General features: G+C 28.1%; 12 protein-coding genes. 6 read left to right on the top strand and 6 right to left on the bottom strand.

The features are described 5' to 3' along the window. Positions 1-409 precede the first annotated feature (409 nt). On the bottom strand, positions 410-715 hold the full coding sequence (locus BM072_RS15020; RefSeq protein ID WP_092910586.1) for a hypothetical protein: 306 nt from the start codon (positions 713-715) through the stop codon (positions 410-412). Positions 716-932: 217 nt separating this feature from the next. Here BM072_RS15020 and BM072_RS15015 point away from each other — a divergent pair, with 217 nt between their 5' ends. Together BM072_RS15015 and BM072_RS15010 are read left to right on the top strand one after the other, a co-directional pair. Continuing rightward, positions 933-3,686 (top strand): RHS repeat-associated core domain-containing protein, encoded by a 2,754-nt coding sequence (locus tag BM072_RS15015; protein WP_092910583.1) that lies wholly within the window; start codon positions 933-935, stop codon positions 3,684-3,686. 8 nt (positions 3,687-3,694) lie between these two features. Next, positions 3,695-4,096, top strand: a complete 402-nt coding sequence (locus BM072_RS15010; protein ID WP_092910580.1) for a DUF6896 domain-containing protein — start codon at positions 3,695-3,697, stop codon at positions 4,094-4,096. A gap of 445 nt (positions 4,097-4,541) precedes the next feature. Here the strand turns inward: BM072_RS15010 and BM072_RS15005 are convergent, their stop codons facing one another. From BM072_RS15005 to BM072_RS14995, 3 genes are read right to left on the bottom strand one after another with little or no spacing between them, the layout of a single operon-like run. Beyond that, complete coding sequence (locus BM072_RS15005; RefSeq protein ID WP_092910577.1) at positions 4,542-5,087, bottom strand: hypothetical protein; 546 nt, start codon at positions 5,085-5,087, stop codon at positions 4,542-4,544. 17 nt (positions 5,088-5,104) lie between these two features. Next, positions 5,105-5,965 carry a relaxase/mobilization nuclease domain-containing protein gene (locus tag BM072_RS15000; protein ID WP_092910574.1) on the bottom strand — a complete coding sequence of 287 codons (861 nt, stop codon included), beginning with the start codon at positions 5,963-5,965 and terminating at the stop codon, positions 5,105-5,107. After that, positions 5,928-6,350: a plasmid mobilization protein gene (locus tag BM072_RS14995; RefSeq protein ID WP_092910571.1), complete on the bottom strand. Its 423-nt coding sequence runs from the start codon at positions 6,348-6,350 to the stop codon at positions 5,928-5,930. Before BM072_RS14995 ends, BM072_RS15000 begins: the two co-directional genes overlap by 38 nt. 1,159 nt (positions 6,351-7,509) lie before the next feature. Between BM072_RS14995 and BM072_RS14990 the strand changes: the two genes are divergently transcribed. After that, entirely contained in the window at positions 7,510-8,511 is a 1,002-nt protein-coding gene (locus tag BM072_RS14990) for a replication initiation protein (RefSeq protein WP_092910564.1), read from the top strand. A 16-nt stretch (positions 8,512-8,527) separates the two neighbouring features. Here the strand turns inward: BM072_RS14990 and BM072_RS14985 are convergent, their stop codons facing one another. Both BM072_RS14985 and BM072_RS14980 read right to left on the bottom strand, forming a co-directional pair. After that, positions 8,528-8,755, bottom strand: coding sequence for a hypothetical protein (locus BM072_RS14985; RefSeq protein WP_092910561.1), 228 nt, complete (start codon positions 8,753-8,755; stop codon positions 8,528-8,530). Positions 8,756-8,814: 59 nt separating this feature from the next. Continuing rightward, positions 8,815-9,402, bottom strand: coding sequence for a ParA family protein (locus BM072_RS14980; protein ID WP_092910559.1), 588 nt, complete (start codon positions 9,400-9,402; stop codon positions 8,815-8,817). A gap of 163 nt (positions 9,403-9,565) precedes the next feature. On the opposite strand from BM072_RS14980, the gene BM072_RS14975 reads away from it, so the two are divergent. The 3 genes from BM072_RS14975 to BM072_RS14965 all read left to right on the top strand — a co-directional run bounded on the left by BM072_RS14975 (position 9,566) and on the right by BM072_RS14965 (position 10,853). Next, the gene (locus BM072_RS14975; RefSeq protein WP_092910556.1) at positions 9,566-9,790 is read left to right on the top strand and encodes a hypothetical protein; all 225 of its coding nucleotides are present in this window, start codon (positions 9,566-9,568) and stop codon (positions 9,788-9,790) included. Then, positions 9,778-10,080, top strand: a complete 303-nt coding sequence (locus tag BM072_RS14970) for a type II toxin-antitoxin system RelE/ParE family toxin (RefSeq protein ID WP_092910555.1) — start codon at positions 9,778-9,780, stop codon at positions 10,078-10,080. Before BM072_RS14975 ends, BM072_RS14970 begins: the two co-directional genes overlap by 13 nt. Before the next feature lie 251 nt (positions 10,081-10,331). Further along, a complete protein-coding gene (locus BM072_RS14965) occupies positions 10,332-10,853 on the top strand; it encodes a hypothetical protein (RefSeq protein ID WP_092910552.1) in 522 nt (173 codons plus the stop codon). Positions 10,854-11,280 lie beyond the last annotated feature (427 nt).

Raw genomic sequence — 11,280 nt, 5'->3', positions numbered from 1 at the left:
TTAAAATCGCTTGGATAAATTTTACGGATTCTTTTCATATATTAAAATTAAGGTTTTATGCTTAACTTTTACTCCCAACTAAGTTAGTATATCCAACCTACAACACAAGAGGTTTCTTAACTTCATCTTTCATCGATTATAGAAGTGAAAATGGACAAAAATCAGAAGAAAAATTTACATATGAACCTGATTTCACTTCAGGTCAAAGTTTTTTTGCTGGAAAGATCAAACAACATGAAAATATCTCTACAAATAACAATGGTTCTTTCTCTTCTAAAAACGTTTATTCCTATAATAAAACGAATGGAAATGTTATAAAAGATGAAAAATATGGAAATAATACATCTGCGATTATTTCTGATTATAAATATGACGCTGTTGGAAATAATATAGAAGAATCATTATCAGGTCAAGGGATTAATACACTTACTTCTAAATTTGAATATGATTCTTCTAAGCGATTCATTGTTAAAACTACATCTCCTGAAGGAAAAATTGAATCTGTTACAATTGATTTATTTGGAAATCCTCTAATAATCACAAATTCATTAGGATTAAAAACAACATACAAATATGATAATTGGGGTAACAAAATAGAATCTACAGATCCATATAATATTAAGACTGTCTTAGTCAAACAGAAATTAGATAATGGAAAATATTCGCTTTCAACTTCCACTCCTGGTGTTCCTTCTACTTTTGTTATATATGACAAATTTGATCGTGTTATTCAACAAAAAACACAATCAATCAATAATAAATGGACTTTAGTTGATATTGAGTATGATCTTTTTGGTAAGAAGATAAAAGAATCCGAACCTTACTTTGAAGGTGAAGAAAAAAAATGGAATAATACTGAATACGACGCTTTAGATCGTATTACAAAATATACACAAAGCACCGGAAAAATTATTACGACTTGTTATGAAGGATTGGGTGTTACAGTAGATGAAGGAAATAAAAAAACGTCTAAACTTTACAATTCTGCTGGACAAATTATAAAACATACTGATAAAGGAGGAAGTATCCTCTATGATTATTATGCAAACGGTACTCTGAAAGCGGCTAATTATGATGGTATTGTTATTAGTGTAATTCAAGATGGTTGGGGAAATAAAATTGAAATGAACGATCCTTCAGCTGGAAAATACACCTACAAATACAATGCTATTGGAAATATTCTAGAAGAAATAAGTCCAAAAGGAAAAACAGTTTATACGTATGATAATTTTTATAAATTAATCAAAGAAGATGTCTCTTCAGATGATAATTCTACTATTCAGATAAATCATGAATATAATCCAACAACTCTTTTACCTACCAAAACGTATGGTACAAGTAATGGAAATTATTACGAATATGAAACATTCTATGATGAATTATATCGTTTAAAAGGTAAAAAAGAAACAACTAAAGATTTAATTTATGAATCTTATATAACATATGATACTCAAAACAAAGTAAAAGATACTTCTTTAAAAACAACGATTAGAGCAATTAATAAAGTTATTAATTCTCAAATATCAAATGTTTATGACACAAATGGTTTCTTAGTCGAGGAGCGTGATGCGTTAAAGAATAAAACCATCAAAAAACTTACAGAAGTTAATGCTCAAGGACAAGTTAAAAAATTAGACTTTGGAAACTCTCTTAGTTTAACTACAAGTTATGATAAAGATTTCTTTCCTTCTCAAATTAATTTAGCGAATTCAACAGGTCAATCTGAACTAAAAATTGATTATACTTTCAATGCAAAACGTAATCTTTTAGAAAAAAGAAATATTCAATTCAAAGGATTAGAAGCTTCTAATGAATCCTTTACTTTTGATGAGTTAGATCGTTTAACGTCTGAAAAAGAAAATAACGTCACTATTAATCAATATGTTTATGACCCGAAAGGTCGAATGGTCTATAATTCTGAAATTGGTAAATACAATTACAATGACAAGAATTATAAAATCAAGAGTATTGAATTTAATTCGAAAGGAAATCAATTATTAGAAAATAGAGGATTACACGAAATTAAATTTAATAGCTACAAACAGGCTACTGAAATTTATTTAAAAGGAAAAGATCGTATTTCATATGATTTTAATCTTTTTAAAGAGAGAAGTATTGCTTACTATGGTAGTGAAGATGTAGATAAAACGAAACGTCCATACCGCAAATTTTACACGTCTGATAAAGCGGTTGAAATCCAATTTGATGGAAGTAAATACAAAGTTATTACATATATCGATGGAGATCCATACTCTTCAAGTTATATCCAAGTAAATGAAATAACAAATAGTTCTCTTGGGTATGAAACCAATTATTATTTACATCGTGATGTTCAAGGAACTATACTTGCATTATCTTCTTCTACTGGTGTTTTAGTTGAAAAACGCCTTTTTGATGCATGGGGTAATATCAAAAAAGTTGTTCATCAAAATGGGACTATTAATAAAACATTAGGTATCATTGATAGAGGTTATACAGGTCATGAACATTTACAAAGTGTTGGATTAATTCATATGAATGGTCGTTTATATGATCCAGTTTTACGCCGATTTATCAGCCCTGATAATTTTGTTCAAGATCCATATAACACTCAAAATTTTGATCGTTATACTTATGTTTACAATAATCCTTTAATATATAATGACCCTAGTGGTGAATCAATTGTAGCTGTTATTGTAGCTGCTGCAATTGCTATTGTTAGTCATGTTGTAATGAATGCAATAGAAGGTATTCCTTTATGGTATGGTTTAGGAAAAGCCATGACTATCACCGCAGTATCATCTGCCGTAAGTTTTGGTATTGGAGCTATTGCCGAGACAATAGCTAGTGTAACTTTGCGAGTAGCCTTTCAAGCAGGTGCACATGCTGTATCTGGAGGAATAATGAGTGCCATAGATGGTGGTAAATTTTTGGGTGGTTTTGCTTCAGGTGCTATATCTTCATTAGCAGGGTCAGGCATACAAGGATTAAGTATTGATTCTGAAGCTATTTCTGATGCACTTACTGTCGTTTCAGGGGGTATTACAGGTGGTATCTCATCTACTATCGCTGGAGGTGATTTTTGGCAAGGAATGCGACATGGATTAATTACAAATGGATTAAATCATACCTTACATAAATTTACAACTCCTATTTTTGATAATGGGGACGATCCTCCTAAATATAAAATAATTAAACACCGCAAAAAAGGAGAAAAAGTAATGGATCCTATTGACGGAACCCTAGAAACTATTGACTATTATTTAAATGGAAGAACTTGGGATGATGGTGTATATACTTACAATGTAGATAAATCAGGTAAGATTATAGGTCAAGCTTTAAAAGTAGTCAAATTAGATGGGGGAATATTGAGTTTTGTATCAGGAGGAGGAGGAGTTCAATCCTATGTAAAATACTCTTCAAAAGGTCTCCAAAATCTAATTTCCACAGAAAAAGGAGTCCAAGAAGGATCCATTACATACTCTAAAATTTCAAGTAAAATAGATGCTGGTGATATATCAGTATATGCCAAACCTATTTACACATATGTACACAAAGGAAAAACTTATATATTGGACGGTCATCATAGAATTTTGATACATATTAATAAAAATAAAGCACTAGATGTTATACAATTAAATACTAAGAAAGCAATGGAATTATTTAAAAATAAAGTAAATGAAATACATAAAGGCTTACATAAATAATCAAAATTATGATAGATATACAATTATATTTAAGGACCTATAGATCATTCATTGTTTCATTTGAAGAAGCGTTGAAGAAGCATTATGATATAAATGGTAATTTATACGAAGATTATATAGGTGTTTTATTTGAACGAGAAGGAAGTGTAGATAATTTTAATTACCGATTTCATGGAGGGGGATGTGAAGTTATTCAAAATAATATCATTTGTGATTACGATTTTATTCCTTATGATAAGAATTTAAAATATCAATATACAATATGGAATTTATATACATTTATTGATACCTACTTTGATATAAAAATTGATGAAAGTAATCTAAAAAAAGAAATAGAAGCTCTTGTAGAAATAGGTAAAATAAAAAAACTTATTATTGATAATAGAGTTTATGAAACATATTTTCTATAGAAAATGGTACTGTTCCAGATGTGTTGTTTTACACAACTAACATAAAAACAATTAATTAAATATTAAATAACTTTACCCAATAGTAGGCTATCTCTACTATTGGGTATTTTTATACTCTTAAAAAAGCTAAAATCAATTCACTTGATAACCTTGTTTATCAGATGTGTTGGTGGACAATTTTAACACAATTTATGACAAAATAAACTTTTACCATTGATTATCAAACAAAAATATGTTCCAATTGTTCTGATAAATTAATAAAATATGGTGAAACGAGGAATGGATACCAACATTATAAATATAAAATTCTAAGAAAATAAAAAAAATTACAATGCTTTTCTCTCTACAAATCATATAGAACGAGAAATCGATTGTAGTTCTATCCTGTCAGATTAAGTTGTGTCTATTACATTCTAACCATCTATTTTTGGAGTTAATTTACTTTTTACTTTGTTGTTTTTTTCTTGAAAAATAGAATAAACTTTTCACTATCCTTTGGATTTTTATCAATCCATTCGTTCATTAACTTACTATTTTTATTCGCTAAATCAAAGTCATTTTTGTTCACAATCGTATCCCCTTTAGAATAAATTTCACTCATTAAATTTTCTTTTACCTCCTTCTTTGTCTTTAAATCCTGATTAAAAAAATAAATAAACGTAGCAAGTAAAAGAAAAATAATCAAGATTAAATACGGAATAGTTCGATCCTTTTTACGAATCTTTTTATCATATTCTTTCAGCTCTTCCATCTGCTTTTTTGCATAAGGATCTAATGAAATATTTGGAGATTTATAACTCTTTAACTCATTTAAAATTCTATTTTGCTCAGCAGTAATCGTATTTCCATTCTCAATAAACTGCTTTTGAACTGAATAAAAAGCATAAATCTTTTCATCAATTTCTTTCGCTAATAAAGCCATTCTATTTGCTTCATTACTTAACCCTTCTAAAATTTCACTTGGACTTTTTGGTCTATTATTTTCACTCATAAGTTTAGTATTAATTTTTAAAATCTTCTTCCAATATTTCTTTTTGGTTTAATCTCCTGCTCTTGTTGAAGCTTCAATTTCTCTGCTTTCTGTTCTAAAAACACCTGTAAATTAACCGCTTTCAATTTTTTAAACGCATCATGACCACGAGAAAGCTCACTGAACTTTACGCCATAATTCACAGGTTTCTGCCTGTTCTGTTTACGCCTTTCATTTTCTAACACCTCCGAAAATTGAAAAATTTTTAAGCCTTTCAATCGCTCATTCTGATCAAACTGAAGATTCAAACCATAACCTAAACCTTTCAAATGATCCGCTAAATCCTTCAAATTATAACTCTCTTTCAATCCATTTACTAAAACATTTCCGTACTGTAAAACCTTGAATTGACTCTTCTCTTTACTCAATTCAAGCATATTCTTCCATCTCCTATCCTGTGCTAATTCATTCGCTATACGACTCGTCTGTTTACCTATAAAGCGTTGATTCACTCTATTCTCTCCATTAAAATCAATACGATTAACAATTAGATGTAAATGAGACGTATCTGTATCTTGATGTAAATAAGCTATATGCTGATGAGAAGATAACTCCTTCTTCTCTAAAAAATCATGAACCAACTTCTCCCAATCTTCCAAACTCCATTTCAACGTATTCTCAGCTGAAGGAGATAATACAACATTATAAAAAGGTTTATCGACACGATGATTCTGATTCGATACAGCCATGAGTTCATGATAAATTGCTCGAGCATTCTCTCCTACTAATCCATTTCGACTAATTTCAGTTGCAAAGGCTTTCTGTTCCCTTTTCTCTTCACGAGAAGCATAAGCAATAGCTTTAATACTTCCCTTCGTGGTTCTCCCTATTCCGATCATCTAAATAACGATTCATTTTTTCAATAACCTTTATGACTTCCAAATTCAATAGAGGATCTTTGAATTTCATATAATTACTAATTCGACTAAAGTTTGTGCGAAAACTTTGTAATTCTTGATCTCTACTAACGGATTGAATAATTGGAGCAACAGAAGAATTCAATAAAACATTACGACAATATTGACTTTGATTTTGACCTGAAGCCACAACTTTCTTTTGTAACATTAAAAACTCTTCTTCCGATACACGAATGTAAATCGACTTGGATTTTCGATCTGAAGATTCTTTTTTAGGTCGTCCTCCTAACTTCCCACTTTTACTTCGTGTTGCTCGAAGTTCCTCATCTTTTATAAAATCTTCCCAATTGATTTCTTCTTCTATCATACAATAATTCACTAAAAATATAAACTGAAATTAATCTCACTTAAACCATCAAAATACCTAAAAAAATAAATTGAAACAGGATTTCAAAATTTCATTTTAGTATAAAATGATCCATCGGAGATGGAGACTTTTGTGACCGATTAAGGGAACAAAACAAGAGAACCTATGAGCACAAGAAAAGTAAAAAACAGAATGAAATGAAGATATTTTGCTTTTTGTATTGCGAAAGGTACATCTTGCTCACAATATTAAACCAAAATTAGCCTCAATTTCCATATTTCATACATTTAAATAAAATCCAAATCCTTATTTAATTCAATTAATTCAGGGAAAGATACAAAATAATTTATAAAACACCATCCATCAACTATTCAGAATATTAAAAAATAACGCTAAAAAGAAATCTATACAAACTTTAAAAAAAGAGTAATTTAAAGTCATTCAGCATCAGACAATAAAATAAACGATAAATTAAGAACAACTTAAAAAACAAAACAAATAAACCTTTTAAACTTTGATAACAATACCCTTTTAAGCAATAATAAACCATACTTCAAACAAAAACAATGAATTACATCTAATAACAAGAATAAAAGCTTAAAACGCAAAAAAAAAACGACCTCAGAAAGAAGTCGTTTGTAACAGTTTCGCTTTCAAATTTACGTTATACATAAATTTTACCTAACAAAATTACAGTTAAAAAATTAAAAATCAGTAATTTAATAGATAAAATCTATCGAATAAAAGATAAGTTCGCGCCGCCCCCTGGTGCGCATAAAAAAGTCACGTCAAATTGTTTTTGTTTTTCCTCTCCAATGAAAACAGTCTATTTCAAATGAGCTACTAACTTTCGATTTTTCAAAGAAAAATTGATTCTTATAAACTTAAAAAGATCTATGTTTTTATATTAATTATTACATAGCTTATTATACATTACTTATCGATTTTCGACAAAAAACACATACAAACATGAGGTACAACAGGTTGCAAGGGTTTAAAAATATCTAAATAGGACTTTTATAATACTACTAAAGGACTTTTATAATACTATTTCATATTACAAAAAGGACTTTTATAATACTTATTAGGACATTGTTTTTTATATGTCCTTTTATGTATATTTGTATTAAAGTTGTCCTTTTTAAACCTGAATTGAATTATGAAAATTACTAATAGGGAAGTTTTACAATCATATATCCTCACTACAGCTAAATACGATTATTCTGTTTATGAAAAACGGATTTTATACAGAATTGTAGAACAATTACAATATTTAATTGAAGGTAAAATTTTAGATAAACGCTACTCCATTCAACAAGGAATATTTGAAGATTCTAAAAAATTCACTTTTCCTTTTTCTGCTTTTAAAAAGAATGAGGAAGATAAAAATCATGCTCAAATAAAAAAAGCTTTACTTTCCTTGGAAAATAAAGTTTTTGAATATGAAGATGAAGATGTTTGGAGAACTATTCGTATTATTTATAAACCAGAAGTCTATAAAAGAAAAGAATATATTTCGTTTGTACTAACAGAAGAAATTATACAATGTCTTTTAGATTTTTCTAAAGGCTTTAAAAAGTATGAATTAAAAATAGCTATGCAATTTGAGAGTACATTTTCTATGCGTTTTTATGAATTGCTTTCTAATCAAAAAACACCAATAAATTATTCAATAGAAAATTTAAAACAAATGTTTGGTATTTCTGATAAATATAAAGAGACTAAAGATTTTATTAAACGTGTTGTTGAACCTGCTAAAAAAGAACTAGACTTAAAAAGTCCGTACACTTTTCATTACGAACCAATCAAAACAGGTAGAAAAATTACATCAATTCACTTTGTTCCTATTTATCAACCACAATTTGAGGATGAAGATATAAAGAAACAAAACTTGAACAAACAAATGTCAAATCGTTGGTTTATTCCAAAAAATATTTATGACTTCTTAATCCATAATTTTAATTTCACAGATAAAGAATTAAATAATAATTTGAACTTATTTGAAAATATCTACAATAATATGTCAGAAGAAGCTCTTTTGGATTTCCTTGTTGATATTCGTTTTTTTGCTTCGAATGCAGATAATCCAAAAGGATTTATTATTGGTTCTCTAAAGAAAAAAGCAGAGCAGATTTTTGAACAAAAATATGGTCTAAAATAACAAGTAGATCTAAAATCTACTTGTTAAAATATTTTTCATCAATTGCAGAATTGATAAGTTCTTTTATACTCACACCATCTTGAACTGAAAGCATTTTTAATTGTTTCAGCTTTTCAGTCGGAATATAAACAGAAAATAGTGTTTCAACTTTTTTCTGTTTTATCGGAACTACTTTCTGAATTGATGTCTTTTTTTCCGTCTGTTTAACTTCGTTAATTAGACTTGTAATATCTTGTTTCCCCATTTTATATAAATATTAAATTATATATTTATATAATTACATAAAAATATAATTATATAAAGTTAATTAATTGATAATGTAAGTACTTCTTTCGTTAAATTATCAATTTGTTTCTGAGCTTTATTATTCTCCTCAACTCCATTAACTAAAATAGAGCGAGAAAAAGCAACCAAATCTGAAATCATATTTTTTGAAACTTTGATATCATAATCTCCTAAATGAGATTTAATTTCTTCTGTTAAAGTTGTATTAGGTTTTACCATATTGAATACAATCAAAGCTTTATTTCCATTGTTTGATTCTTCTACAATTTCTATTGTAGATTTTATTGCAAGTAAATCCAATATTCCTGCTTTGGTTGGAATGATTATTACGTTTGCCAAATCACATAATTCTTTCAATTGATTTGTTAAATATGGAGGTGTATCTATAAAAATAAAATCATAATCTGATTTTAACAACTCTCCTAATTTTGAAGCTTCATAAATTGGAACTTCAGACGCTTTTTTTATATTTAATAAAGACCCTTGTTCGTCTAAATCTACTAAACATACTTTTGCACTTTCTCTAATATTTGCAGCTAAATTAAATGCCAATGTTGATTTTCCAACTCCTCCTTTTTGATGTGTTACAAGAATTACCTTTGCCATTCTATATAATTATATAATTATTCAAATATATAAATAAGTAATTATATATTTATATAAAAAATTAAATTTTATATAAATGATTTTCAATATTATATATAAAGATCAAATAATACATCATTGAATAGAAAGTTGTTTGTATATTTGGAGTAGTAAATCGTTTACAATGGAAACAGTTATTAAATTTAAAGATCAATTATCTACATCTCAGCTTAGAATGGCTATTGATGTACTAAAAGCTATTGGACTTAATGTACTTGAAGAAAAAAATATCGTTGAGCTGAACAAGGAACAAAAAGAAATTTTAGATTCTCGTCTGAAAAACATAAAGAATGGTAATTTCAAATCTAAAGATGACGCTCACAAAATGTTCGAACAATGTTTGAAATAATTTGGGAAAATCAAGCTTCTGAAGAATTTTTAGAAATTCTTGAATATTGGAATAATCATAACGGTTCAAATTCATACTCAAGAAAACTATTTGTAGAAATAAAAGAAGCTGAAGAATTACTTGAGAAAAATCCTGAAGCTGGATCTGAAACAAACTTCAAAAAAGTAAAACGTTTAATTATCCTGGATAATTTCTCTTTATTCTATACAGTTTCTAAAAAAGAAAATTACATATACATCCTTTCTATATGGGATAATCGAAGAAATCCCAACTTATTAAATTTTAAATAATATTCTTAAAACCCACAAATAAATTGTTTGTGGGTTTTTATTCTTTTGTACTTTTACATTCATTAAAATAATAATTACGTCAGCGATAGCTATCGTTATTTAGTTACAGAAAACTAGGAATCTTCTATAAAGACTAAATCGATAGGCTTTCGCCTGTGCCATATATTGGTGCGGGCTTGCCTTTCTTGTCTTTAGGGTATCCTAGTACCTCTGTAACAGATTGTGTTAGTTTCGCACCAACTTTTAAGTATATGGAAAATCAAACTAAAGTCAGCCCTTACCTTCAAAAGAAGGTGATCTCATCACTCTTCAATCTATTATTTTTCGATGATTCTAAACCTCCCTCATTCCAAACAATCGATGGAGTAGAAGCAGCACCTTTCTGTGATAATTTCAGAATAATTGTAGAAAAAGGAGAACCAAAGGAAGTAATGGAATATTACTTTAATCAGTTTCATCAAAAAATGCCAAAAGACATTCGCCATCAAGCATTTTTAATGATGTTTTCTCGCCCAACTTATCCAGTAGAAGTTGGTTTCTTTCTGGAGTTTAATATTCAAAACGGAGAAATGGATCAAGAAAACTTTAAAATTCTTGAATCGATGATGATTAATCGACCAGATCATCCGCTTGTTAAATCATTTATCGGACATCTTTTATTAACTGATGAAGGCTATCAGGTTTTAAAAATGAAATACATAGAAAAAGAATGGTACAATTCTATCATCAAAAAACAAGTAAAAAAATACAACGATAACCTGGTTATATTTTAAATGACATATAATTATCTCTTCTGTAAAAATTCGATTTATTATCTTTATAGAAGAGATAATCTACTTCTTTTTCTGTCCGATTTGAATATATCCATTCAACGGTAAAATGCGGCTTTCAGAGTAGTTTTAGACATGAAATCATTTATCCAAAACGGCACTCTCACAATATCAGTGTTTTAACCTCAAAATTTTTGGTAGATAATAAGAATTATGTTAAGTAATAAAATAGATTAATAAAGTATCAATTGTAGAGTTTCGTGATCCATGATTGAGAATTTAAAAATTTTAAATAAAAACCTCGCTATTCATACAAATGTTATTTAGATAATATAGGGGTCAGTCGACGAAACGGAGAAAATAGCACGTTAACAATTTAATCTATGATTAATATGTTTTAAATAAATATTATTTATTATTCAAGATTTTT

It is taken from the genome of Algoriella xinjiangensis (assembly GCF_900115015.1).
In the GTDB taxonomy this organism is placed as follows: Bacteria; Bacteroidota; Bacteroidia; order Flavobacteriales; family Weeksellaceae; genus Empedobacter; species Empedobacter xinjiangensis.
The sequence above is the reverse complement of the archived record's forward strand: the minus strand, read 5'-3'. Positions and strand labels throughout refer to the sequence as shown.